This is a genomic window from Streptomyces sp. NPDC002125 (assembly GCF_053593715.1).
In genome coordinates this window covers 106,278-129,783 of the sequence record NZ_JBSFDD010000003.1, presented here as the reverse complement: position 1 = coordinate 129,783, position 23,506 = coordinate 106,278, and the positions used below count along the sequence as shown (strand labels likewise).

The window sequence follows — 23,506 nt, the reverse complement described above, 5'->3', positions numbered from 1 at the left end:
CATCCTGCCCCTCGGGCCTCAGGCTGTCACTGGAGGAGTCTAAAGGCAGGGAGCGCATGTCGGGCGGCGGATGAGGGGGAGCTCTCACCAAGGTTCTGTGCACACGGTGTACGCCGGTGGCCCGTGCTGTGACCGCGAGCGCCCCCTGTGACGTGCGCCGATGCATTCAGGCGTATGCCTGGAAATGCCCGAACTACGCCTGGAACCCGGCAGGTACGTACCTGGGGCAAATCCGTATGCGCCCCCGTACGCGCCGTCCGGGCCAGACCGAAGTCCCGGCGCACGCCCCGCCGAACCGGCTACACGGCGGAGTCGGACCGGCTGCCTCGCGGATGGCCGGACCGGCTGCCTGGCGGATGGCCGGACCGGCTACCTCGCGGAGGGGAGCACCGGCACGAGCTTGTTCCAGCGCGAGATCTCGCAGCCGTTGGCCCGGCTGAACCGCGCGTCGACGGTCTCCCCCTGCCAGGTGCCCTGGACCAGGGCGGCGGCCGGTCCGCCGGCCTGCTGGGTGCACATGGCGTTGCGGTCCGTCGCCACGAAGGGGTTGTCACCCGACTCCGCGGCCTCGTCCAGCAGGTCGCAGGCGCGCTGCGCGGCAGGGTGGCTGCCGCCCGCCGGTCCGCACTCCAGCTCGAAGGTGCCGTCGGCCGCCGGGTTGCCCGACTCCGAGACCGTCACGGTCAGCTTGGTCCGCGTGTCCTGCGCCGTCGGCCAGTCGCCCTGGAGCAGGGGGAGGGGAGGCAGCGGTACGAGGGGGGCCGCGGCCGTGGCGGCGGGCGCGACGGCGGACAGCGCGGCGAGGGACGCGACGGCGGTGAGGGTGAGACGGCGCAGCATGCGGGGCTCCTGTTGTTCTGGCGCGCCTTGGGGCACGCCGGTCTGCTCCGGTACGCGTCGGGGGAGCACGCGCGCCGGGCACACGGGGTGACGGACCGAGGGCGGAGCCCTCGCCTTCTCTAACGCTCCTTGCGCCCGCACGTTGCGCAACTCATGGAGGGCCGACCGGAACGGCGGGCCGCTCGCGGGGCCCGTCCGTGTGCGCGGCCCGCCGGCCGTTCACGTGGCCGCCGGCGTTCGCGCGGCCCGCCGCAGGGCGCTTTGCCTCGCCGCCCACCTGCCTAGTACCGTGGGCGGCGATTGGTGACAGCACGCTCGTCTGTGTCATCATCTGCACGCACCACTCGCGCTCGCGCGAGGTGTGCTGGAGGCGTCGCCTAGTCCGGTCTATGGCGCCGCACTGCTAATGCGGTTTGGGTCTTAAAGCCCATCGAGGGTTCAAATCCCTCCGCCTCCGCAAGATCCCGAAGCCCCGTGCCCCCGGCACGGGGCTTCGGTCGTCCCAGGGGGCGGGAAACCAGCGCCTGAGGTGTGTTTTCGCAGGTCAGGGGTCGTATGGCTAATGGATTTCGCGTCACGGCGCAGGTCATGTAATGTTGTTCTCGCAACGCCGACCGGGGAGAAAAACCCGGGGGGCGGGACCGAGGCCCAGGCCGAGGAACACGCACTCGTAGCTTAACGGATAGAGCATCTGACTACGGATCAGAAGGTTGCAGGTTCGAATCCTGCCGAGTGCACAGCAGGCGAGAGGCCCCCAGGAGACATCCTGGGGGCCTCTCGCGTTGTCCGTACAGCGGCGGCGTGCAGCAGCGACGTACAGCAGCCGTGGCAGCCGGTGCCGCCCATCGCGTCGGGCGGCTCGCCAGGCGCGGGGTCGAAGGTGCTCAGGGGCGGCTCAGGGAAGAACGCATGGCGGTCATGAGCTTCTGGCGCGCCTCCCGGAAGTCGCGCCGTACTTGTGCGCACTCGGGATCATCACGCACATGTCCGGCGACCACCGTGTCTCGGTAAAGGAGTAACTGGTGGGCGGTGTCCCTGGCGGACTGGGCCACGTCCGGCGCGGCCAGCAGCTCCAGTTGGTACTGCTTCGCGTGCACACCGTGCGCCAGGGTGCTGGCGCGAGCGAGCTCGGCCCGCTCATCCGGAGGCAAGTGCCCCGAGCGGCTGGCATCGCTTATCGCATCGCGCGCCTCGGTCAGGGCCTCCAGGAATTGGGCGGAGACCGTGCGCAGGGTCTCTCTGTCGTGCTCGCCCGTGTCCCGGCGCCAACGCACGCGGTCGGTAGCGAGCGTGCTGCCCACTCCGATGACCGCACCCACCACTGTGGCAACCAACGCTGTCCATTCCATGGCCCGGAGACTATGAGTCCGCGGTCTCCGGTGACCAGGGGCTCATGGCCGGCGGTCGGGAGGTTCGGCTCGACCACCGCCACCCCGCGGTCACATCCGGCGATACGGATCAGAAGGCCGGGGTGCCGAGAGACCGTAGGGCTGAGCGCCTAGAGACCGTCCAGCACGTTGTTGACCAGGTCCACGACCCGGTACTTCACCTGGTGCCATCGGTTGCAGTACCGCTTCGGGCGCCACCAGCGGCCCTGCTTGATCGGCCGCTTGCACCACTTGCACGGCTTCAGCCGCAGTTTGACGTCCAGTCCCCCCATGCCGCGACCTTAGCGGCCGTCCGTACAGAGGGAGACCCCGGATCGCGCCAGGCCGAGTGCACATCAGGCCGGAGGCCGCGCGCTCGGCCGCGTCCGGTCCGAGTGCGCGGCGGTGTCCGGCCCGGACCGGGTGGCCCGTTCGGCCGTGCTCGGGCGGGGCACCGAGGCCCCGGCCCGGGTGGCAGCCCATCTGCCGGGTACCGGGGCCGCGTTGCCGGTCCTCATGGGTGGAGGCCCGCACGGTCAGGCCGCCGCCTCCGCGGGGGTGGTCTCGCGGGGCTGGTCCTGTGCGATCCGGCGGCGGCGGGCCGGGAGGCCGAGCAGGGGGTTGGCGACGCTCCAGGCCGCGCCCTTGCAGATCAGTTCCTTGTAGACGGCGGCGAGCCGGCCTGTCAGGGCTGCCCGGACGGCGCGGTCGTCGGCCGTGACGTACTGGATCAGGCCCTCCCTGCGGCCCAGCGAGATGCACTGGTTGAAGTAGCGGGGCGCTGTGGTGGGGGTCTTCCCCGTGGTCAGGCGTGCCGCGAGGGCGTCGGCGGCCTGCCAGGCGGCGGGGACGCCCGAGGCGCACGACATCCGCAGGGGCTTGTCGCCGGGGCCCATGGCCAGGGCCGCGTCGCCGATGGCGTAGACGTCGGGGTGCGAGACCGAGCGCATGGTCGAGTCGACCACGATCCTGCCCGTCCCGGAGACCTCCAGGGTGGTGGCCTCCGCGATCGGGTGGACCGCGAAGCCAGTGGTCCACAGGGTGACCGCGGCCGGGAGCGATGTGCCGTCGGCGGTGGTGACGTGGTCGGGCTCGACGCGGGTGACCTCGGTGTGCTCGTGCGCGGTGATGCCGAGCTTGCCGAAGACCTTCCGCACGTGCGCGCGGCCCTTGGGCGAGAGCCAGTCGCCGAGTCCGCCGCGGGCGGCGAGGGCGATGTCGAGGTCCGGGCGGGCCTCGGCGATCTCGGTCGCGGCCTCGAGGCCGGTGAGGCCGCCGCCGACGACGAGCACGGTCTGCCCGGCGTCCAGACCGGCCAGGCGCTCGCGCAGCCGGAGTGCTCCGGGGCGGCCGGCGATCTCGTGGGCGTGCTCCTCGGTGCCGGGGACGCCCTGTGCGTTCCAGCCGCTGCCGAGGGCGTACACGAGGCTGTCGTACTCCAGGACCTCGGCGCCGTCCGTGCCGTCGACGGCGACCGTCCTGCGGTCGGCGTCGATACCGGTGACCTTCGCGAGCCGCAGCTCGACGCCGGTGCCCGCGAACATCTCGCTGAAGGGCCGGGGCACGAGGTCCTGGCCGACCGCCAGTTGGTGCATCCTGACCCGCTCGACGAAGTCGGGCTCTGCGTTGACGAGGGTGATGGAGACGTCGTCGCTGTGCAGCCGCCTGGCGAGGCGGCCTGCGGCGATGGCTCCGGTGTATCCGGCTCCGAGGACGATGATGCGGTGCGGCATGTCCCTGCTCCTGTCTCGCGCGGTTGTGCCCCTTGAACCGGGCAGCCCGCCGATTCCTGACAGGTACGGGATGTGAAGCAGGTCACACGGGCACGTCGCGCAGTCGTCAGAAGGCGCTGAGCAGGGGTTCTCCGTGTTCCGACGCTGCCCACAGCGCGGTCGCGCGTTCGAGCTTGTCGGGATTGACCTGGCTGCGGAACGCGGAGATGCCGTCGGCGGTGACCTCCAGGCAGACGATGCCGATGACCCTGCCGTCGACGACGGCCACCACGGCGGGGGCGCCGTTGGCGGTCGTGGCGTACATGTCGGCGGGGCCGCCGGTGAGGGCGCGCTTGGCCTTGCTCGGCTTGAACAGGCCGCGCATGAACGTGGCGACCGCGCGTGCGCCCTCGAACGCCTTGGCGCGGGCAGGGACCTTCCCGCCGCCGTCGCCGATCGCGATGGCGTCCGCGGTGAGCAGCCGTACGAGCGGCTCGGTCCGGCCGCTGGTGGCCGCCGCGAGGAACTCCTCGACGATCCGCCGGGCAGCGGCCTCGTCGATCTCGGTGCGGGCCTTCCCCTCGGTGACGTGCTTCTTGGCGCGGTGGAGGATCTGCTGGCTGGAGGCGTCGGTGATGTCGAGGATCTCCGCGATCTGGCGGTGCGGGTAGTCGAAGGCCTCCCGCAGCACGTACACCACCCGCTCGTTGGGGGAGAGCCGCTCCATGAGGGTGAGGACCGCGTACGAGACGGATTCGCGCTGCTCGGCGGTGTCGGCGGGGCCGAGCATCGGGTCGCCCTCCAGCAGCGGCTCGGGCAGCCACTGGCCCACGTAGCTCTCGCGCCGGGCGCGGGCCGAGGTGAGCTGGTTGAGGCAGAGGTTCGTGAGGACCTTCGTCAGCCAGGCCTCGGGGACCTCGATGCGGTCGATGTCGGCGGCCTGCCAGCGCAGGAACGTGTCCTGCACGGCGTCCTCGGCGTCGCTCGCGGAGCCGAGGAGGCGGTAGGCGATGGCTTCCAGGCGGGGCATGGATGCCTTGAACCGGTCCATGTCGTTCATGGTCAGAGCCATGGACCGGATTTTAGCTCCCGTGCCGTGCCGGCGGGCCTGGTGGTGAGCCGGTGCCGTGCCGGCGGGCCTGGTGGTGAGCCCGTCACGCGCCCCGTCCTTCTACCGTCGCTTCACGGCGGCGACGCCGACGGAGACGCCGGTGGTCGTGACGAGGCTCGCCACCATGAGCATGACCACGCCGACGGCGAAGAGACCGCTGGCGTCGTCCGACCAGTCGTAGAAGGAGGCGAGGCCCAGGCCGGCCGTGATGCCCAGCACGGAGCCCGCGATGTTCTGCCGGGACGCCGCCCAGTACAGCGGGACCAGCAGGGTCAGCACGAGTCCGATCACCTGCCATGCCTCGTACGGACCCGTGGTGGAGCCGTCGGGGTGCGTGTCGCGGTGCTGGTCCCAGCCCAGCCAGACGGCCCACAGCGCGAGCGTCGTGAGGGCGGTCACCAGGATCGCCCACGGCTGGTGGGCGGCGTTTCGAAGTCGTGTTCGCATGGGTCAAAGCATTCCGGCCGGCCGCGCGGCGGGCCGGAGCTCATGTACTCGACCGTGTCTGAGTACTTCAGGCAGGAATCGCCGCGCGGCAGCGCTCCCGGACGCGTCAGCGTGCGTACGAGCCGAGGCCGACCAGGCAGTACACGTATTCGTTGAGGGTCGCGCCGTTGAGGGTGTAGCGGTACGAGAACGCGTACTGCGTACGGGAGTTGGAATTGCAGCTGCTCATGTCCGAGGTGCCGGGGATCGTCTGGATCACCTGGTAGTGGGCGTCGGAGGCCGAGCAGGAGACCTCGTCGACGCCACTGACCTCCTGCGCGGTCGTGGAGTCGGGCAGCGTGCCGTTGAGGCAGGTCCCGGACTCGTAGGGGTCGGGCTCCTCGGCCCCGGTGTCGTACGGGTCCTCGGTGTACGGGTCTTCGGTGTACGGGTCCTCCGTGTCGTCGGTCACCTCGGCGGAAGGCTCCTCCGTGTACGGGTCCTCGGTGTACGGGTCCTCGGTGTACGGGTCTTCGCTGAACGGGTCTTCGGACGCGTACGCCGACGAGCCCGACGACGGGGTGGCCACGTCGCTGCTCGCGTCGTCGACCCCGTTGAGCAGTACCACCGCGGCCACGAACGCGGCGGCGACTCCGAGCACGGCCAGCCATCTGACGGCGTTCGACGGCCCGGAGACCCGGATGCGCAGGATCACCTCCACGCCGTCGACCTGGGCCCGGACGAGATCGCCGTCCGTCGTCGGCGGGATGCGGATACGGGCGTCGCCGGTCGGCAGGGGAACGGTGACGACAGCGCCGTCGGCCGCCTGCCTCGGCGTGAGCGACAGGGTGATCTCCGGTAAGGACACGGGGTCAGTGTGGACCTGTGGTGCGCTGAATTGGATGGCTTTTCTAGAATTTCACTCTAGAAATGCTGGAGTTCTACGCTGGCCGGGACAGAGCGCGATCACGGACCACCGTCCATCCGCGCGAACGGCGGGCCCCCGCCGCTGACATCCGCGGAGGAGAACGACATGGGTGGCTGGAGGTGCGCCGGGCTGAGCTGGCCGCAGGACGGGCCCGTGCTGAGGTGGGCGCGGAGCGAGGGCGCCGGGCGGGGACGGGTGAGCGTGCTGGCGTACGGGACGGAGCTCGGGTTCCGCGCGGAGGGGGAGCGGCACTGCGTGGGGGCGCGCGGCAACGCGTGTCCGGTGGGGGCCGTGGTGCCGGTGCGGAGCACGGGGGCGCGGTGCGCGGAGTGCGCGCGGCTGGACCGGGCGCACTCGGTGGCCGCCGACACGATCGCCGACGACCCGCGCACGTACCGCGTCTATCTGGCCTGGTTCGGTCCGGGGATGGTCAAGGTCGGGATCACCGGCGAGGCCCGGGACGCGGCGCGGCTGCGGGAGCAGGGGGCCGTGGTGTTCAGCTGGCTGGGGCGTGGTCCGCTGATGGCCGCGCGGCGCACGGAGGAGCTGCTGCGCTCGGCGCTCGGGGTGCCCGACCGCATCCCGTACGCGCGCAAGCGGGCGGTGCGGGCGGAGCTGCCCGGGGCGGCGGAAAGGGCCGCCGAGATCGAGGGGCTGTACGGGCGGGCCGCGGCCCTGGAGGGGGCCGGATGGCCGGAGGCGCTGGAGCGGCTGCCCTTCCACGCGGTCGACCACGCCGGGGTGTTCGGGCTCGACGACGCGCGTCCGGCGGCGCGGGTGGTGACCGGGCTGGCCGACACGGGGGTGGTGTCCGGGCGGCTGGTGGCGGCGGCCGGGCCCGATCTGCACCTGGAGACGGTGGACGGCGAGGTCGTCGTGCTGGACACCCGGCTCATCACCGGCTGGGACCTGGTGGCCGCCGGGGCGCGGGAGGGGATCAGCGTGCCGGTCGCGGCCGTGGGGGCCGGTGGCGTGCAGGACGGGCTGTTCTGAGATCGTCGCCCGGACCGCCGGGAGCGTTCCCGGACCACGAGGCAGGAGGGGTGGATGAGCGGCGACGACCGCGACCGCGACGATGTCGTGCGGTTCTGGAAAGGGATCGGGCTGCCCGGGATCATCGACGTGCACACGCACTTCATGCCGGAGCGGGTGCTCAGCAAGGTGTGGGCGTACTTCGACTCGGTGGGCCCGCTGACCGGCATGGAGTGGCCGATCGCCTACCGGAAGGACGAGGACGACCGGCTCGCCCTGCTGCGTTCGTTCGGCGTGCTCCGGTTCACCTCGATGATCTATCCGCACAAGCCCGGCATGGCCGCGTGGCTGAACGGCTGGGCGGCCGGGTTCGCGGACCGGGTGCCGGACTGTCTGCACACCGCGACCTTCTTCCCGGAGGAGGGCGCCCAGGCGTATGTGCGCGAGGCCGTCGAGGCGGGGGCGCGCGTCTTCAAGGCGCACCTCCAGGTGGGGGCGTACGACCCGAACGATCCGCTTCTGGACCCCGTGTGGGGGCTGCTGGCCGAGGCCGGGGTCCCCGTGGTGACGCACTGCGGTTCCGGTCCGGCGCCGGGCGCCCACACGGGGCCGGAGCCGATCGCCCGGCTGCTGTCCCGGCATCCCCGGCTGCGGCTCGTGGTGGCGCACATGGGGATGCCGGAGTACGCGGAGTTCCTGGCGCTGGCGGAGGCGTACCCCGGCGTGCGCCTCGACACGACCATGGCCTTCACGGACTTCACCGAGGACCTCGCACCGTTCCCGGCCGGTGAGCGCGGGCGACTCGCGGATCTGGGGGACCGGATTCTCCTCGGTACGGACTTCCCGAACATTCCGTACCCGTACGTCCACCAGCTGCGCGCCCTGGAGCGGCTGGGGCTGGGCGACGCGTGGCTGCGGGCGGTCTGCCACGGGAACGCGAGTGAGCTGTTCCGGGTGGGGTGAGACGCCGGAGAAGGGCGTTTCTCAGGAAATTCACAGGTAAGGGAAAGGCCTCTCTCACGGCCGTCTCACAGGGTTGAGCCATGACGATGACCTCGCCCCAGGGGCGCACCGAACTGCTCAGGCCGGACCGCAACCCCGTGCGCGTCCTGGTCGTGGACGACGAGGCTCCGCTCGCCGAGCTGCTCTCCATGGCCCTGCGGTACGAGGGGTGGGAGGTGCGCAGCGCCGGGGACGGTGCCGGCGCGCTCCGTACGGCGCGGGACTTCCGCCCGGACGCGGTGGTCCTCGACGTGATGCTCCCCGACATGGACGGGCTCGCCGTGCTCGGCAGGCTGCGGCGCGAGCTCTCCGATGTGCCGGTGCTGTTCCTGACCGCGCGGGACTCCGTGGAGGACCGGATCGCCGGGCTCACGGCGGGCGGCGACGACTACGTCACCAAGCCGTTCAGCCTGGAGGAGGTCGTGGCACGGCTGCGCGGGCTGATCCGCCGCTCCGGCACGGCCTCGGTGCGCAGCGAGTCGACGCTGGTCGTCGGTGACCTGGTGCTCGACGAGGACAGCCACGAGGTGAGCCGGGGCGACGACTCGATCCACCTCACGGCGACCGAGTTCGAGCTGCTTCGCTTCCTGATGCGCAACCCGCGCCGGGTGCTGAGCAAGGCGCAGATACTCGACCGGGTCTGGAACTACGACTTCGGCGGCCAGGCCAACGTCGTCGAGCTGTACATCTCCTACCTGCGCAAGAAGATCGACGCGGGGCGCTCCCCGATGATCCACACCCGGCGCGGGGCGGGGTATCTCATCAAGCCGGGTGAGTGACTCCGTGAGCGGGAGGAGCACGCGCCGCCCCTGGACGTTGCGGACCCGGCTCGTCGTGTACGCGGTGACGCTCATCGCGGTGGTCGCGGCCGTGATCGGTTCGGTCACCGCCATCGCCTTCCACGAGTACATGTACGGGAAGCTGGACAACCAGCTCCACGACATCGCCATGAGGGCGAAGATCGGGGCTCCGGCCGAGGCCGGGCTCGCCCCCGGCGCCCTCAGGGACGACGATCCGCTGGACTTCATCGGCATGGGCGGCCAGCCGTTCAAGACGGTCGGTGCCGTCGCCGTGGACGGTGCCGTCACCGAGTCGAAGTACCTCAAGGACGGCGGGCCGGGTGCCCGGCAGAGCGCGGAGTCCCTGACCGACGCCCAGGAGAGTGCCCTGGAGTCGGCCGGGGCCACGGTGGACGGCGGGGCGCGCGACGTCGAGCTGCCCGGACTGGGCGGCTACCGCGTGGAGGCGGTCTCGGCCGGCAACGGCACGACGTTCCTCGTCGGCATCCCCACCGCCGAGGTGACCGGAGCCCTCAACACCCTGATCCTCGTGGAGGTCTGTGTGACGGCGGCCGGGCTCATCGCCGCCGGGATCGCCGGTGCCGCGATGGTCGGTGTCGCCCTGCGTCCGCTGCGCAGGGTGGCCGCAACCGCGACCCGGGTCTCCGAACTCCCCCTGCACAGCGGTGAGGTCGCCCTCTTCGAGCGGGTCCCCGACACCGAGGCCGATCCGCGCACGGAGGTCGGCCAGGTCGGCGCGGCCCTCAACAGGATGCTGGGCCATGTCGGTTCGGCCCTGGACGCGCGGCAGAAGAGCGAGATGCGCGTCCGGCAGTTCGTCGCGGACGCCAGCCATGAGCTGCGTACGCCGCTGGCCTCGATCCGTGGATACGCCGAACTGACCCGGCGCGGACGGGAGAACGCCGGCCCCGACACCCGGCACGCCCTGGGGCGCATCGAGTCCGAGGCGGAGCGGATGACGGGCATGGTCGAGGATCTGCTGCTCCTGGCCCGGCTCGACGCCGGACGGCCGCTCTCGTACGAGAGCACCGATCTCTCACCTCTGGTCATCGACGCGGTGAGCGACGCCCGGGTCGCGGACCGCGCCCCCGACCGCGCCCCCGACCGCGCCCCCGACCGCGCCCCCGACCGCGCCCCCGACCGCGCCCCCGACCGCGCCCCCGACGGAGCGTCCGGGGCGACCCACCACTGGCGGCTCGAACTGCCCGAAGTGCCCACGACGGTACGGGCGGACGCCACCCGGATCCAGCAGGTGCTGGTCAACCTCCTGGCCAACGCCCGTACGCACACACCGCCCGGGACCACCGTCACGGTCCGGCTGCGCCAGGCGCGGCGGGAGGTGCCCTGGGTGACCCTGGAGGTCCAGGACAACGGGCCGGGCATTCCGCCCGAGCTTCAGCCGCGTGTCTTCGAGCGGTTCGCCCGCGGCGACGCCTCGCGCTCCCGGCACGCCGGATCGACGGGGCTCGGCCTCGCCATCGTGCAGGCGGTCGTCACCGCCCACGGCGGACTGGCCGAGGTGCGTTCGGTTCCCGGCAACACGGTGTTCGCCGTCCATCTGCCCGCGGACGCGGTCTACGGGGGCGAGGCCGTGGAAGAGCCGGCGGACAGCCGTGCCGACGCCTTCGGAAGCTGGGGGAATGTTGCCCATGGCACCCCTGTGACCTGGGAAAACAGCCTCGGGGGTGCCCACGCCGCGCACTCACAGACGGACCACAGGCTCAGCACACGGATGTGACAGCGGGGTTGGCGAGTGTCTGTGTCATGCGAACCGACACTCCTTGGAGCACCCTGCCGGCCCGGGAACATCTCCTGGCCGCAGCGGTCGGCGCTGCCGGCGCTCCCGTACTCGACGTGGTGGTCCCCGTCTACAACGAGGAGAAGGACCTCGAAACGTGTGTACTGCGCCTGCACGACCACCTGGCGCGCATGTTCCCCTACGGCTTCCGGATCACCGTCGCGGACAACGCGAGCACCGACCGGACGCCCGAGGTCGCGGCCCGGCTCGCGGCCCTGATCCCCGAGGTGCGTTCGTACCGGCTGGAGGAGAAGGGCCGGGGGCGGGCCCTGCGGACCGTCTGGTCCCACTCGGACTCCCCGGTCCTCGCCTACATGGACGTCGACCTCTCGACCGACCTCAACGCGCTTCTGCCGCTGGTCGCCCCGCTGATCTCGGGCCACTCGGACCTGGCCATCGGCTCGCGCCTGGCCCGGAGTTCGCGGGTGGTGCGGGGATCGAAGCGGGAGTTCATCTCGCGGGCCTACAACCTCATCCTGCGCTCCTCGCTGTCCGCCCGGTTCAGCGACGCCCAGTGCGGCTTCAAGGCCATACGGCGCGAGGTCGCGCAGCGCCTGCTGCCGATGGTCGAGGACACCGGCTGGTTCTTCGACACCGAGATGCTGGTGCTCGCCGAGCGTGCCGGACTGCGCATCCACGAGGTGCCGGTCGACTGGGTCGACGACCCCGACTCCACCGTGCACATCGTGAGGACCGCGACCGACGACCTCAAGGGCGTCTGGCGGGTGGGCAGGGCCCTGGCCACCGGGGCGCTGCCGCTCGACCGGCTGGCGCGGCCCTTCGGGGACGACCCGCGCGACCGGGCCGTGCCCGGGGTGCCGCGCGGACTCGCCAGGCAGCTGGTCGGCTTCTGCGTCGTGGGCGCGCTCTCGACCCTGGTCTACCTCGCCCTGTACTCCCTCTTCCGGCTCGGAGCCGGCCCTCAGATCGCCAACGGCGCGGCCCTCCTGGTCTCCGCCGTCGCCAACACGGCGGCGAACCGGAGGCTCACCTTCGGGGTACGCGGCCGGGGCGGCGCGGTGCGCCACCAGGCCCAGGGGCTCGTCGTCTTCGCGATCGGCCTGGCCCTCACCAGCGGCTCGCTCGCCGCGCTGGGCACGGCGTCCGGAGCGGCTTCGCACGGCACCGAGCTCGCCGTGCTGATCGCGGCCAACCTCGCGGCGACGGTGCTGCGGTTCCTGCTCTTCCGCGCCTGGGTCTTCCCCGACCGGCGCTCCGACCACCGGGACGCCCGCAAGGGTTCCGCACACGAACTGAGGAACGTCCGATGACCGCCGCCACGCACTCCGACCCTCTCCAGGCCCCGCCCCCGGCCCCGCCCGCGCACGCCGCGGGCCGCCGGGAGCCGCCGCTGCGGCGCGTCCTGAGGGGCAGGCCCGAGGACCCGCGGTGGGCGCGGCCCGCCTTCCTCGGCATGCTGCTGGTCATCGCGCTCGCGTACCTGTGGAATCTGAGCGCCTCCGGTTATGCCAACTCCTTCTACTCCGCGGCCGTCCAGGCCGGCAGCCAGAGCTGGAAGGCCTTCTTCTTCGGCTCGCTGGACTCCGCGAACGCGATCACCGTCGACAAGCCCCCGGCCACGCTCTGGCCGATGGCCCTGTCGGTGCGGATGTTCGGCCTGAGCTCCTGGGCGATCCTCGCGCCCCAGGTGCTCATGGGCGTCGCCACGGCGGGCGTCCTGTACGCGTCCGTGCGCCGCCGCTTCAGCGCCGCCGCAGGGCTCATCACGACGGCGGTCTTCGCGCTGACCCCGGTCGCCGCGCTGATGTTCCGCTTCAACAACCCGGACGCGCTGCTCGCGCTCCTGATGACCGTCACCGTGTACTGCGTGCTGCGCGCCCTGGAGGGCGGCCGTACGAAGTGGCTGGTCTGGGCGGGCGTCGCGGTGGGCCTCGCGTTCCTCTCGAAGACCCTCCAGGCGTTCCTGATCCTGCCGCCGCTCGCCGTGCTGTACGCGGTGTTCGCGCCGGTCTCCGTGCGGAAGAGGTTCGGGCAGATCGGCCTGGCCGCGCTGGCGATGATCGTCTCCGGTGGCTGGTGGGTCGCGATCGTCGAGCTGTGGCCCGCCTCCTCGCGCCCGTACATCGGTGGCTCGCAGAACAACTCCTTCCTGGAACTCACCTTCGGATACAACGGACTCGGCCGGATCAACGGCGAGGAGACCGGCAGCGTCGGCGGAGGCGGTGGCCAGGGCGGCGGCTGGGGTGAGACCGGCATCGGCCGGATGTTCAATTCCGAGATCGGCAGCCAGATCTCGTGGCTGCTGCCCGCCGCGCTGATCCTGCTGGTCGCCGCGGTCTGGCTGACCCGGCGGGCCAAGCGGACCGACACGGCCCGCGCGGCGTTCCTCGCCTGGGGCGGTTCGCTGCTGATGACGGCGCTCGTCTTCAGCTTCATGGCCGGCATCTTCCACCAGTACTACACGGTGGCGCTGGCGCCTTACATCGCGGCGCTGGTGGGCATGGGTGCCACGGTCCTGTGGGAGGAGCGGGCCACGTGGTGGGCGGGTGCCACGCTCGGCGCGACCGTCGCGGTGACGGCTGTCTGGTCGTACGTCCTGCTGGGGCGCACGCCCGACTACTTCCCCTGGCTGCGCTGGGCCGTCCTGATCGGCGGTCTGCTGGCCGCGGCGGGGCTGCTGCTCGCCGCACGGCTGGGGCGCGCGCTGGCGCTCGGAGTGCTGGGGCTGGGCCTCGCGGCCTCGCTGGCCGGGCCGGCGGCGTACACGGTCAGCACGCTGAACACCGGGCACCAGGGTTCGATCGTCACAGCGGGGCCGTCGAGCGGGGGCATGGGCGGTCCCGGCGGTGGTGGCGGTAGGGAGGGTGGCCCCGGCGGCGGCATGCAGCCTCCCGGCCAGGGCACGCAGCAGGGCGGCGGCCAGGCGCCGGGCAACTCCCAGGGCGGTGGCTTCCCCGGCGGCGGGACACCCGGCCAGGGCCAGGCCCCGGGCGGCGGTCAGGGCCAGGCCCCGGGCGGCAAGCAGGGCGGTATGCCCGGCGGCGGCACGGGCGAAGGCGGCATGGGCGGCGGCGGAGGCATGGGCGGCGGCGGAGGCATGGGCGGTCTGCTCAACGGCGCCTCCGTCGACTCCGAGGCCAAGACCCTCTTGAAGCAGAACGCCGACGCCTACACCTGGGCCGCGGCGGCCATCGGTTCGCAGAACGCCGCGAGTTACCAGCTCGCCACGGGTGACCCCGTGATGGCGATCGGCGGATTCAACGGCAGCGACCCGTCCCCGACGCTCGCGCAGTTCAAGAAGTACGTGGAGGAGGAGAAGATCCACTACTTCATCTCCGGCGGCATGGGCGGCGGGATGGGCGGCGAGGGCACCTCGTCCCAGATCTCCTCGTGGGTGGAGGAGAACTTCAAGGAGGTCACGGTCGGGAGCGCGACCTTCTACGACCTCACCCAGCCGACGAGCGCCGCGTAGGGAGCGGACGTCGTCCCACGGCGACGAGAGGGCGGTGGCCCGGGGCGAACCCCGGACCACCGCCCTCTGCCGTGCCCGGTGCCGGCGCCGCTTCAAAGATGTTGTACGGCGTACAGGAAGTGCCATACGGTGTACGGGAACAGTCCTGTACACCGTACAAGCGCACTGGAACCAGGAGCCCGCATGACCGCGACCGCCGCCGAGCAGAAGGACCTCGCCCCCGGGGGCGGCCATGCGCAGCGCTGGCTGATCCTCGGAGTCATCTGTCTCGCCCAGCTCACCGTGCTGCTCGACAACACCGTCCTGAACGTCGCGATCCCCTCGCTCACCGCCGAACTCGACGCCTCCACCGCCGATGTGCAGTGGATGATCAACGCGTACTCCCTCGTCCAGGCGGGCCTGCTGCTCACCGCGGGCAGCGCGTCGGACCGCTACGGCCGCAAGAAGATGCTGGTCGCGGGCCTCGTGGTGTTCGGCGTCGGTTCGCTCGCGGCCGGACTCTCGCAGTCCTCGGGGCAGCTGATCGCCGCCCGCGCGGGCATGGGCGTCGGAGGCGCGCTGCTGATCACGACCACGCTGTCCGTGGTGGTCCAGATCTTCGACGACACCGAGCGCGTGAAGGCGATCGGGATCTGGTCCACCGTCAACTCCCTGGGCTTCGCCGCCGGTCCGCTGCTCGGCGGCGCGATGCTCGACCACTTCTGGTGGGGTGCGATCTTCCTGATCAACATCCCGGTCGCGGTCGTCGGCCTGATCGCCGTCGTCCGGCTCGTCCCGGAGTCCAGGAACCCCAGCGGTGACCGCCCCGACCTGTTCGGGGCGCTGCTCTCCACCATCGGCATGGCCGCCGTGGTGTACGCGATCATCTCCGGCCCTGAGCACGGCTGGGGCTCCGGCCAGGTCCTGCTGACGGCCTTCGCGGGGGTCGCGGTGCTCACCGGGTTCGTCCTGTGGGAGCTGCACGTTCCCCACCCGATGCTGGACATGCACTTCTTCCGCAACCAGCGGTTCACCGGCGCGGTCGCGGGTGCGATCCTCGTCGCCTTCGGGATGACCGGTTCACTCTTCCTGCTCACCCAGCATCTTCAGTTCGTGCTCGGCTACGAGCCGCTGGAGGCCGGACTGCGCACCGCGCCGCTCGCCCTGACCGTCGTCGCGCTCAACCTCACGGGAATCGGCGCCCGGATCGTCGGGCGGACGGGCACGCCCGCCACTATCGCCACCGGGATGAGCCTGCTGGCCGCGGGCCTCGCCGCGATCGCGCTGCTGGGCGGCCGGGGATACGGCGGAATGCTGCTCGGCCTGGTCGTCATGGGAGCGGGCGTCGCGCTCGCCATGCCCGCGATGGCCAACGCGATCATGAGCGCCATCCCCCGGGAGAAGGCGGGAGTGGGAGCCGGGGTGAACGGCACGCTCGCCGAGTTCGGCAACGGGCTGGGGGTCGCCGTCCTCGGCGCCGTACTCAACTCGCGGTTCGCCGCGCTCGTACCGGGCGCCGTCGGCACCGCCTCGCTGCCGGCCGTGCTCGGCGCGGCGGACGGTCCGGCCGACCGGGAGCGGATCACGGACGCCTTCGCCTCCGGCCTGGAGGCCAGCCAGCTGGTCGGCGCCGTCGCGGTCCTGGCCGGCGGGCTGCTGGCGGCTGCCCTGCTGAGGAGGGCGGAGCGCGCCGAGGCGGATCAGGAGCCCGGGGCGCGGGCATAGCATCGGACGGGGGGCACGGATACGCGAGGAGTGCCCCGCAAGACGAGGAGCGTGTGTCATGGGGTCCGGGGCAGACCGTGTGAGGAACCCTGCGCGGGTCAGCGTGTGGCTGGACCGGCGGACCCCCTCGCGCACCCGGAGGACGGACCAGCCGGCCGGCCTCGACCGCGACAGGATCACCGCGGCGAGCGTGCGGCTGCTGGACGCCGACGGCCTGGCGAAGTTCTCCATGCGCCGCCTCGCCGCGGAGCTGGATGTCACGGCGATGTCCCTCTACTGGTACGTCGACACCAAGGACGACCTGCTGGAACTCGCCCTGGACACCGTCTTCGGCGAGATCCCGGCAGCGCCCGAGGCCGGCGACTGGCAGGACCGGCTGCGCGAACTGGCCACCGACTACCGGAAGATGCTGGTCGGCCATCCCTGGGTGTCGGCGCTCATCGGCAGCTTCCTGAACATCGGGCCGCACTCGATGCTGTTCTCGTACGCCGTCCAGGACGTCATCCGGGCCACGGGCCTGCCCCTGGAGCGGCAGACGGGGGCGATGGCCGCCGTCTTCCAGTTCGTCTACGGATTCGGCAGCACCGAGGGCCACTTCGTGCAGCGCACCGTGGAGGCGGGGCTCACCCAGGACGAGTACTTCGAGCGGGCGATGGGCACGATCCGCGCGCACCCGGAGCTCAACCAGGTCATGCGGCCCTCGGAGGACCTGATGGACGCGCGGGGCGGTGACACGGTGGAGGAGATGCGCGAGCGGGACTTCGTCTACGCGCTGGACCTGCTGATCGCGGGCATCGAGGCCACCCGCGCGACGGCGACGGCGGACCGGCGCGCGTAGCGGCCCCCGGCGCGCGCTCCGGCGCCCGGCGCGCAGGGCGCACCCGCCTGGCGCGCGCTCCGGGGCGGGACGGCGCGCGTAGCGGAACCCGACCGGCGCGCATGGTGGACCTGCCCGGTGCGCTCCGGCGCGCCGGACGGCCCGCGCTCCGGGCCTCCGATGGGCCCCGCGCGCTCCGGGCCTCCGACGGGCCCCGCGCGCTCCGGGCCTCCGACGGGCCGTACGGTCCCGGATCAGTAGCCGCGGCCGGTGTCCACGGCCAGTGCGGGCGTCCGGCCCCTGGCCACGTCCGCCCAGCAGGCCGCGAAGTCCCCGACGACGTCCTCCTCGGCCGTGATGCCCGCCGAGTGCGAGGTGATCACCGTGCGCGGCAGCCGCCATGCGGGGTCGCCCGGGCCCGCCGGTTCGTCGGGCAGCACGTCGAGGACGGCCCCGCGCACCGTGCCGCCGTGCAGCGCGGCCTCCAGCGCGGCCATGTCCACGGTCGCGCCCCGGCCGACGTTGATGAAGGTGGCGCCGCGCATCGCGCTGAACCGGGCGGCGTCGAAGTAGCGCTCGGTGGCCGCGGTCAGCGGCAGGGCGGACACCACCCACCGGGCGTCCGCCAGGGCTGCGGACTCCTCGTCAGAGCCGGCCCGGACCACCCGGTCGAAGCCGGGCGGCACCGCACGGGGCGTGCGGCATACGCCCACCGTGCGCACGGCGCACGCCCGCAGGAGACCGGCGACGGCGGAACCGATGCGTCCGGTGCCGTGGACGACGGCGGTCCGTCCCGCGACGAGTTCGGAGGGGAGGCGGCGCCACTCGGCCCTCGCGTGCTGGGCGGTGTGCTCGGGGACGGACTGGCACTCGGAGAGGGCCCAGGCCAGCACGTACTGGGCGATCCGCTCGCCCATCCGTCCCACCGTCCGCGTCAGCAGGGCCCCTTCGGGCCAGGGCCCGGCGGCGAGCAGCGCGTCCGTACCGGCGTTGACGCTGTGGAACCACAGCAGCCCGGGGTTCCGCAGTGCTTCGGGCAGCGCGCCCCCCACGTACACGAACGGCCCGTCGGGCGCGCTCGCGTACGCGGGTTCCGCGGGCCGGTCCGTGATCCTCTCCAGCTCGCGGACCACGGCCGGGCCCACGGAGGGGGAGGTGAGCAGACGGGCCCGCGCCAGCGGGGCGGGGTGGGGCGGGCGCATGCGGGTGGTCAGCCGCCGTCCGCGAGGCGGGCGGGGAAGCCGCCGGTGGCGACGGGGCTCCAGCGCTCCGGGGTGATCCGGATGAGGGACTTGCCCTGCTTGATCATCGCCGCCCGGTACTCGTCCCAGTCGGGGTGCTCGCCGGAGATGTTGCGGAAGTACTCGACGAGGGGCTCGACCGATTCCGGTGAGTCGATCACCTCGGCCGAGCCGTCGATCTGGACCCAGGGCCCGTTCCACTCGTCCGACAGGACGATGACGCTCACCCGCTCGTCCCGCTTGGCGTTTCGGGTCTTGGCCCGTTCGGGGTAGGTCGAGACGACGATCCTGCCCGCGTCGTCGACGCCGCAGGTGAGCGGGGAGCCCTGGGGGCGGCCGTCGGACCGGGTGGTCAGCAGGATCGCCCGGTGCCTGGGCCGCACGAAGTCCAGCAGTTCCCCGAGCTCCACGGCGGTGTTGGTCGCGATGTTGGGTGCCATACGGCCAACCCTAGGGCTTCGCGGAGTCCTCAGGCCTGGACGGAGTCGCCCTGCACGGCCTGGATGTCGAGCTCCACGCGCAGGGTCGTGCCGATCGCGGAGATACCGGCCTGCACGACCTGGTTGTAGTTCATCGCGAAGTCGTCGCGGCGCAGCTCCGCCGTGGCGTGGAAGGCCGCACGGACCCCGCCCCACGGGTCGGGTCCCGTGCCCAGGTAGCTGAGGTCGAGGTCGACCTCGCGGGAGACGCCGTGCATCGTGAGCAGGCCGTGCACCGTCCAGCGGTCGGGGCCCGCCGGAGTCAGCGCCCGGGACCGGTAGGTGATCTCCGGGTACACCTCCACGTCCAGGAAGTCCGCCGAGCGCAGGTGCTTGTCCCGCATGCCGTTGCCGGTGTCGATGCTGGTGGAGGCGATGAAGGCTTCCACCCGGGAGTTCTGGACGTCCTCGGCGATCTCGATCCGGCCGCCGAAGTCGGTGAACCTGCCGTGCACGCTGGAGATCCCCAGGTGCTGGGCGACGGCGGCCACCGAGGAGTGCACCGGGTCGAGCGACCAGGTGCCGGGGGGCGGGAGTTCCACTCCGCCCTGCCGGGTGAGCACCACGGTGCCGGCTTCGACCCGGCCGCTGGCCGTGACGAGCGCGGTGGACGCGGCGGGTGCGTAACCGACCGCCGTGACGATCACCGTGTAGGCGCCGGCCTGGAGGTGATCGTCGGTGCGGACCGCCCCGTTCTCGTCGGCGTCGGCCCGGAGCACCTGGGTGCCCGTCATGTCGGTCACGGTCACGACCGCGTGCTGGACCGCCCAGCCGTCCCGCGTACGTACCTGTGCGCGAAGTCCCATCCCGTGTTCTCTCCTTGCTCAATCACTCATGAAGCGTGACTCAATGAGTCGGGCCCCGGGCGGGATCGGCAGGCCGTCCCCTGCCTGCCGTTCCCGCCACGGGGCCCATTTCCGCCGGCGGCCACAGCCTCTCCGCTCGAAGTGCTGTACCGCCAGGGGTCTTTGTGAATCTTCCGGTGGGTTCTTACTCGCCCGGGTGGGCGAGCTCGATGTCGTGACCGTCGACGCCGCCGCCGGTCACGGTCAGCGCGCCGGCCACCGGCGGGTAGCCGGTAGCGATCACGGAGTACTCACCGGCGTCCAGGTCGGTGAAGGCGTACGCCCCGTCCTCCCCGGTCGTCGAGGTGGCGACCACGTTGCCCGCCGCGTCGATCAGCGTGACGCGGGCGTCGTTCAGCGGTGCCCGGCCGGAGCCGGCCCTCACGACACCCCGCACGAGCGCACCGGACCGCAGGGCCACGTCGACCCGGGTGACACCCTGGCCGCCGACCTCCACCGGCAGGGCCAGCGGACGGAAGCCCGCGGCCGTGACGGCGACGGTCACCGAGCCGGGGATGAGCTCACCGAAGGTGAACTCGCCCGCGTCGCTCGACACACCCGTGGCCAGTACGTCGCCGCGTACATCGGTCACCACGACCATGGCGCCCTGGACCGGGGTGCCGGCCTCGGCGTTCCGCACGGTCCCGGAGAGACCGCTCGTACCGGCGAGCAGGATGTCGTAGGCCAGCGGCTCCTCGCCGACGACCACGGTGGACGCCTGCGGCTGGTAGCCGTCGGCGGAGGCGATCAGGACGTAGCTGCCGGAGCCCGGCGCGTCCAGGACGTAGCCGCCGTCGGCCTGGGCGACGGAGCGCCCCAGCTGCCGGCCGCCCAGCGAGATCAGTGTGACGGCGGCACGGGCGACGGGTGCGCCCTCGGCGCCCCGCACCACACCGCGGACGGGGGTTCCCTGAATGGTCGGCTCCTTCGTGACGGCCGTCCGCTCCAGGGTGTCGACCGCGGTGGTCCCGGCCGTGGCCCCGGCGGCGGGTGCTGTGCCGGTGGTGGCCTCGACGGCCTCCGTGGCGGCCGAGGTCTCGGGGGCGTCGTTGCCGGCCTTGGTCTTCAGCGCGACCTCCTTGATGAAGAGCGTCAGGAGGAAGGCCACCAGCGCGGCGGGCGCGGCGTACAGGAAGACGTCGGCGACACCGTGGCCGTAGGCGACCTCCATGACCGTACGGAGCGGCGCGGGGAGCGTGTCCAGGTCGGGGATGCCACCGCCGCCGGTACCGCCGTGGCCGAAGGCGGCGCCCTCGGGGCCGAGGTCGGCGATGCCTTCCTTCACGTAGTGGGTGACACGGTTGCCCAGGACGGCGCCCAGCGCCGAGACGCCGATCGCACCACCGAGGGAACGGAAGAACGTCACCACGGAGCTGGCCGCGCCCAGGTCGGCGGGAGCCACCTGGTTCTGCGTGGCGAGCACCAGGTTCTGCATCATCATGCCGATGCCGAGACCCATGACGAGCATGAAGACCGCGATCTGCCAGTACTCGGTGTCGTACCGGATGGTGCCCAGCAGCCCGAGGCCGGCGGTGAGCAGGAAGCCACCGCTGACCAGCCAGGCCTTCCAGCGGCCCGTCTTGGTGATGATCTGGCCGGAGATCGTCGAGGAGAGGAAGAGCCCCGCGATCATCGGGATGGTCATGACGCCGGACATCGTCGGCGACTTGTCCCGCGCCAGCTGGAAGTACTGGCTGAAGAAGACGGTGCCCGCGAACATCCCGATACCGACGAACAGCGAGGCCACGGAGGCCAGCGTGATGGTGCGGTTGCGGAAGAGGCGCAGCGGGATGATCGGCTCGCGGGCCTTGGACTCGATGAAGAGGAACAGCGCGACGAGGACGACGGTGCCGCCCAGCATCGTCCAGGTCTGCCAGGAGATCCAGTCGTACTTGTCACCCGCGAAGGTGACCCAGAGCAGCAGCAGCGAGACAGCGGCGCTGATGAAGAACGCGCCGGACCAGTCGATCTTGACGCCCTCGCGCTTGATCACGGGAAGCTTCAGGGTCTTCTGGAGCACGATCAGGGCGATGACCGCGAACGGCACACCCACGTAGAAGCACCAGCGCCAGCCCATCCAGCTGGTGTCGGTGATGACACCGCCGAGCAGCGGGCCGCCCACGGTGGCGACGGCGAAGACCGCGCCGAGGTAGCCGCTGTAGCGCCCGCGCTCGCGCGGGGAGATCATCGCGGCCATCACGATCTGGGCGAGGGCGGAGAGACCGCCGACGCCGATGCCCTGCACCACGCGGCAGACGATCAGCATGCCGCTGCTGGTCGAGAGACCGGCGACTATGGAGCCGGCCACGTAGATGATCAGCGCGATCTGGACCAGCAGCTTCTTGCTGAAGAGGTCCGCGAGCTTGCCCCAGAGCGGGGTGGTGGCGGTCATGGCCAGCAGCGAGGCCGTGACGACCCAGGTGTAGGCGCTCTGACCGCCGCCGAGGTCGGAAATGATCTCGGGCAGGGCGTTGGAGACGACCGTCGACGACAGGATCGCGACGAACATGCCGAGCAGCAGCCCGGTCAGCGCTTCCATGATCTGCCGGTGTGTCATCGGCGTGCCAGAGGGGGCTTCCGCAGCCCCGTGCTTGGCGTGGCCGCCCCGCACACCGGATGGTGTGGTCGTAGCCATTACATTCCTTGTCTTTGCTTCTGTTACAGGGGTGTACGGGTGTGCGAATCGTCCGAGAGCCCCGAGCGGCAGTCGCCGCTGTGCCTTCCGGGGGTACACCCTCCGGTGCCGCGGCAGGAGAAGCTGTCGCGCAGGCGGGACAACAACGTGTTGAGCTGTCCGACTTCTTCGTCGGACCAGTCGTCGAGGTTGTGGGCGAATATTTCGGTCGTCCGCCGGTTCAGTTCGGCGAGCACTTCCTCTCCGGCGGGGGTCAGCCGCAGGATGCGGGACCGCTTGTCCGCCGGGTCCGGAGAGCGCTCGATCCAGCCGTTCTCCGCCGTGTGGGCCACATGACGGCTGGTCACCGACATGTTCACGGCCAGGAGTTCGGCAAGCTGGGTGATCCGCATCTCGCCGTACTTGGCCAGCAGCGTCAGCACGGTGGCCGAGCCACCGGGACACTCGGCGGGCAGGATGCGGAGGAGGCCCCGTTTGACGGCTCCGACGGCGCTGAGCTGCCGGGCCAGTTCTTCGTACTGGCTCCGTGCTGCCACCGGCCCTCCAGACATCTCACGAGGTCATCTTGTTGCTTAGGGCAACGATAGAAGCGGTTGGTTGCCGCAGGCAAACGAAAAGTGCCTTGCAGAAGTAAAGGAACGCAAAAGCCTGTGTAGGCCCCGGGTCAAGGCCGCAGCGCACAGCGGGTGGCCGACGCCGGATGTGTTCCTCGCCACAGGCCGAGGGGTCGGAGCGGGCGCGCGGAGGGCGCGTGGAGGCGGTGCGGAGCGCTCCGGCGGAGGGGTGAAGACGGCGTGTACGCCCAGGAGGGGCATCGCCCCTTCCCGGCCCGGGGGTTGGGCGGGCGTGCCGAGTTCGCTAGGGTCCTGGACCATGGCACACAACCCCCACGCCCCGCAGCCGGGCCCCGAGGGCACTCACGACCCGGCGGGCAGCACGCAGATGTTCCGCGCGTTTGTCGACGAGGGCGAGCCGCAGCGCGGGCCGCAGCCCGCAGCGACCTCGTCAGGCTCGAAGACCGGGGTGATCGTGGCCGTCGTCGCGGTCATCGTCGTCCTCGGTGCGGTCGCCTGGCTCGCGCTCGGCTGACCCGGCCCCTCCGTCCCCTTCACTGCGGGCCCGCCGCCCCTCTCCGGGGTCCCAGGGCCTGCCCGGCGTCCACCTGAGCGTGCACGCCGCCTTCACAGACGCTCCCGCGCCGCCCGCCGGCCTCCGGGAGCGTCTGCGTTTCCCGCACGGTGCCCGGACGCGGCGAGGCCGCCGGGGCGGGCGGTCTCGGTGCCCCGGCGGCCGGTGAGCCGTGCTGTGCGGCCCCGCGCGGGCCTGTCCGACACGATCAGTGCCGACCGGGCCCTGGTGGGACCGACCGGACGGTGGAGTGGTCGGGTCGCCGGTC

Annotated in this window: 21 protein-coding genes and 2 tRNA genes; 11 read left to right on the top strand and 12 right to left on the bottom strand. The window is 71.9% G+C overall.

The genetic code is table 11. The features are described from left to right. Positions 1-369: 369 nt before the first annotated feature. Positions 370-840: an SSI family serine proteinase inhibitor gene (locus tag ACWCQM_RS06415; protein WP_450914176.1), complete on the bottom strand. Its 471-nt coding sequence runs from the start codon at positions 838-840 to the stop codon at positions 370-372. 366 nt (positions 841-1,206) lie between these two features. Here ACWCQM_RS06415 and ACWCQM_RS06410 point away from each other — a divergent pair. Both ACWCQM_RS06410 and ACWCQM_RS06405 read left to right on the top strand, forming a co-directional pair. Continuing rightward, positions 1,207-1,297: transfer RNA gene (locus ACWCQM_RS06410), tRNA-Ser, on the top strand. 207 nt (positions 1,298-1,504) lie between these two features. Next, positions 1,505-1,577 (top strand) — tRNA-Arg (locus tag ACWCQM_RS06405). Between the two features lie 147 nt (positions 1,578-1,724). On the opposite strand, the gene ACWCQM_RS06400 is transcribed toward ACWCQM_RS06405, so the two are convergent. The 6 genes from ACWCQM_RS06400 to ACWCQM_RS06375 form a co-directional block, all read right to left on the bottom strand. Further along, the gene (locus tag ACWCQM_RS06400) at positions 1,725-2,189 is read right to left on the bottom strand and encodes a hypothetical protein (protein ID WP_450914175.1); all 465 of its coding nucleotides are present in this window, start codon (positions 2,187-2,189) and stop codon (positions 1,725-1,727) included. A 149-nt stretch (positions 2,190-2,338) separates the two neighbouring features. After that, positions 2,339-2,500 (bottom strand): hypothetical protein, encoded by a 162-nt coding sequence (locus ACWCQM_RS06395; RefSeq protein ID WP_267074644.1) that lies wholly within the window; start codon positions 2,498-2,500, stop codon positions 2,339-2,341. A 243-nt stretch (positions 2,501-2,743) separates the two neighbouring features. Continuing rightward, positions 2,744-3,940, bottom strand: coding sequence for an NAD(P)/FAD-dependent oxidoreductase (locus tag ACWCQM_RS06390; protein ID WP_450914174.1), 1,197 nt, complete (start codon positions 3,938-3,940; stop codon positions 2,744-2,746). Between the two features lie 106 nt (positions 3,941-4,046). Then, positions 4,047-4,991 carry an RNA polymerase sigma factor SigJ gene (gene sigJ / locus ACWCQM_RS06385; protein ID WP_450914173.1) on the bottom strand — a complete coding sequence of 315 codons (945 nt, stop codon included), beginning with the start codon at positions 4,989-4,991 and terminating at the stop codon, positions 4,047-4,049. 99 nt (positions 4,992-5,090) lie between these two features. Next, entirely contained in the window at positions 5,091-5,477 is a 387-nt protein-coding gene (locus ACWCQM_RS06380) for a hypothetical protein (RefSeq protein ID WP_450914172.1), read from the bottom strand. 106 nt (positions 5,478-5,583) lie between these two features. Continuing rightward, on the bottom strand, positions 5,584-6,324 hold the full coding sequence (locus ACWCQM_RS06375) for an LppU/SCO3897 family protein (RefSeq protein WP_450914171.1): 741 nt from the start codon (positions 6,322-6,324) through the stop codon (positions 5,584-5,586). 165 nt (positions 6,325-6,489) lie between these two features. Here ACWCQM_RS06375 and ACWCQM_RS06370 point away from each other — a divergent pair, with 165 nt between their 5' ends. The 8 genes from ACWCQM_RS06370 to ACWCQM_RS06335 all read left to right on the top strand — a co-directional run bounded on the left by ACWCQM_RS06370 (position 6,490) and on the right by ACWCQM_RS06335 (position 16,931). Then, on the top strand, positions 6,490-7,377 hold the full coding sequence (locus ACWCQM_RS06370) for a DUF2797 domain-containing protein (RefSeq protein WP_450914170.1): 888 nt from the start codon (positions 6,490-6,492) through the stop codon (positions 7,375-7,377). Between the two features lie 54 nt (positions 7,378-7,431). Next, positions 7,432-8,319: an amidohydrolase family protein gene (locus ACWCQM_RS06365; protein WP_450914169.1), complete on the top strand. Its 888-nt coding sequence runs from the start codon at positions 7,432-7,434 to the stop codon at positions 8,317-8,319. Positions 8,320-8,399: 80 nt separating this feature from the next. Then, positions 8,400-9,137 (top strand): response regulator transcription factor, encoded by a 738-nt coding sequence (locus ACWCQM_RS06360; protein ID WP_450914168.1) that lies wholly within the window; start codon positions 8,400-8,402, stop codon positions 9,135-9,137. A 4-nt stretch (positions 9,138-9,141) separates the two neighbouring features. Beyond that, positions 9,142-10,896 (top strand): HAMP domain-containing sensor histidine kinase, encoded by a 1,755-nt coding sequence (locus ACWCQM_RS06355; protein WP_450914167.1) that lies wholly within the window; start codon positions 9,142-9,144, stop codon positions 10,894-10,896. 26 nt (positions 10,897-10,922) lie between these two features. Continuing rightward, the gene (locus ACWCQM_RS06350; RefSeq protein WP_450914166.1) at positions 10,923-12,227 is read left to right on the top strand and encodes a glycosyltransferase; all 1,305 of its coding nucleotides are present in this window, start codon (positions 10,923-10,925) and stop codon (positions 12,225-12,227) included. Further along, entirely contained in the window at positions 12,224-14,389 is a 2,166-nt protein-coding gene (locus ACWCQM_RS06345) for an ArnT family glycosyltransferase (RefSeq protein ID WP_450914165.1), read from the top strand. Before ACWCQM_RS06350 ends, ACWCQM_RS06345 begins: the two co-directional genes overlap by 4 nt. A 183-nt stretch (positions 14,390-14,572) precedes the next feature. Continuing rightward, positions 14,573-16,093, top strand: coding sequence for an MFS transporter (locus ACWCQM_RS06340; RefSeq protein ID WP_450914164.1), 1,521 nt, complete (start codon positions 14,573-14,575; stop codon positions 16,091-16,093). A gap of 58 nt (positions 16,094-16,151) precedes the next feature. After that, positions 16,152-16,931, top strand: coding sequence for a TetR/AcrR family transcriptional regulator (locus ACWCQM_RS06335; RefSeq protein ID WP_450914163.1), 780 nt, complete (start codon positions 16,152-16,154; stop codon positions 16,929-16,931). A gap of 233 nt (positions 16,932-17,164) precedes the next feature. Here the strand turns inward: ACWCQM_RS06335 and ACWCQM_RS06330 are convergent, their stop codons facing one another. From ACWCQM_RS06330 to ACWCQM_RS06310, 5 genes are all read right to left on the bottom strand, one after another. After that, on the bottom strand, positions 17,165-18,112 hold the full coding sequence (locus ACWCQM_RS06330) for a D-2-hydroxyacid dehydrogenase (RefSeq protein WP_450914162.1): 948 nt from the start codon (positions 18,110-18,112) through the stop codon (positions 17,165-17,167). A gap of 8 nt (positions 18,113-18,120) precedes the next feature. Further along, entirely contained in the window at positions 18,121-18,591 is a 471-nt protein-coding gene (locus ACWCQM_RS06325) for a PPOX class F420-dependent oxidoreductase (protein WP_450914161.1), read from the bottom strand. Between the two features lie 29 nt (positions 18,592-18,620). Further along, positions 18,621-19,436, bottom strand: a complete 816-nt coding sequence (locus ACWCQM_RS06320) for a YceI family protein (RefSeq protein WP_450914160.1) — start codon at positions 19,434-19,436, stop codon at positions 18,621-18,623. 184 nt (positions 19,437-19,620) lie between these two features. Next, the gene (locus ACWCQM_RS06315; protein WP_450914159.1) at positions 19,621-22,110 is read right to left on the bottom strand and encodes an MFS transporter; all 2,490 of its coding nucleotides are present in this window, start codon (positions 22,108-22,110) and stop codon (positions 19,621-19,623) included. Positions 22,111-22,133: 23 nt separating this feature from the next. Continuing rightward, positions 22,134-22,646, bottom strand: coding sequence for a MarR family winged helix-turn-helix transcriptional regulator (locus tag ACWCQM_RS06310; protein ID WP_450914158.1), 513 nt, complete (start codon positions 22,644-22,646; stop codon positions 22,134-22,136). Positions 22,647-22,983: 337 nt separating this feature from the next. Between ACWCQM_RS06310 and ACWCQM_RS06305 the strand changes: the two genes are divergently transcribed. Continuing rightward, a complete protein-coding gene (locus ACWCQM_RS06305; RefSeq protein WP_361579392.1) occupies positions 22,984-23,199 on the top strand; it encodes a hypothetical protein in 216 nt (71 codons plus the stop codon). The last annotated feature ends 307 nt before the right edge of the window (positions 23,200-23,506 follow it).

Excerpts from the sequence above, each read along its gene's own strand:
- ACWCQM_RS06390 (WP_450914174.1), bottom strand. The coding sequence starts at position 3,940 with ATGCCGCACCGCATCATCGTCCTCGGAGCCGGATACACCGGAGCCATC.
- ACWCQM_RS06365 (WP_450914169.1), top strand. The coding sequence starts at position 7,432 with ATGAGCGGCGACGACCGCGACCGCGACGATGTCGTGCGGTTCTGGAAA.
- ACWCQM_RS06340 (WP_450914164.1), top strand. The coding sequence starts at position 14,573 with ATGACCGCGACCGCCGCCGAGCAGAAGGACCTCGCCCCCGGGGGCGGC.
- ACWCQM_RS06400 (WP_450914175.1), bottom strand. The coding sequence starts at position 2,189 with ATGGAATGGACAGCGTTGGTTGCCACAGTGGTGGGTGCGGTCATCGGA.
- ACWCQM_RS06315 (WP_450914159.1), bottom strand. The coding sequence starts at position 22,110 with ATGGCTACGACCACACCATCCGGTGTGCGGGGCGGCCACGCCAAGCAC.
- ACWCQM_RS06305 (WP_361579392.1), top strand. The coding sequence starts at position 22,984 with ATGGCACACAACCCCCACGCCCCGCAGCCGGGCCCCGAGGGCACTCAC.
- ACWCQM_RS06330 (WP_450914162.1), bottom strand. The coding sequence starts at position 18,112 with ATGCGCCCGCCCCACCCCGCCCCGCTGGCGCGGGCCCGTCTGCTCACC.
- ACWCQM_RS06380 (WP_450914172.1), bottom strand. The coding sequence starts at position 5,477 with ATGCGAACACGACTTCGAAACGCCGCCCACCAGCCGTGGGCGATCCTG.
- ACWCQM_RS06395 (WP_267074644.1), bottom strand. The coding sequence starts at position 2,500 with ATGGGGGGACTGGACGTCAAACTGCGGCTGAAGCCGTGCAAGTGGTGC.
- ACWCQM_RS06320 (WP_450914160.1), bottom strand. The coding sequence starts at position 19,436 with ATGGGACTTCGCGCACAGGTACGTACGCGGGACGGCTGGGCGGTCCAG.
- ACWCQM_RS06415 (WP_450914176.1), bottom strand. The coding sequence starts at position 840 with ATGCTGCGCCGTCTCACCCTCACCGCCGTCGCGTCCCTCGCCGCGCTG.
- ACWCQM_RS06350 (WP_450914166.1), top strand. The coding sequence starts at position 10,923 with ATGCGAACCGACACTCCTTGGAGCACCCTGCCGGCCCGGGAACATCTC.
- ACWCQM_RS06360 (WP_450914168.1), top strand. The coding sequence starts at position 8,400 with ATGACGATGACCTCGCCCCAGGGGCGCACCGAACTGCTCAGGCCGGAC.
- ACWCQM_RS06345 (WP_450914165.1), top strand. The coding sequence starts at position 12,224 with ATGACCGCCGCCACGCACTCCGACCCTCTCCAGGCCCCGCCCCCGGCC.
- sigJ (WP_450914173.1), bottom strand. The coding sequence starts at position 4,991 with ATGGCTCTGACCATGAACGACATGGACCGGTTCAAGGCATCCATGCCC.
- ACWCQM_RS06325 (WP_450914161.1), bottom strand. The coding sequence starts at position 18,591 with ATGGCACCCAACATCGCGACCAACACCGCCGTGGAGCTCGGGGAACTG.
- ACWCQM_RS06370 (WP_450914170.1), top strand. The coding sequence starts at position 6,490 with ATGGGTGGCTGGAGGTGCGCCGGGCTGAGCTGGCCGCAGGACGGGCCC.
- ACWCQM_RS06335 (WP_450914163.1), top strand. The coding sequence starts at position 16,152 with ATGGGGTCCGGGGCAGACCGTGTGAGGAACCCTGCGCGGGTCAGCGTG.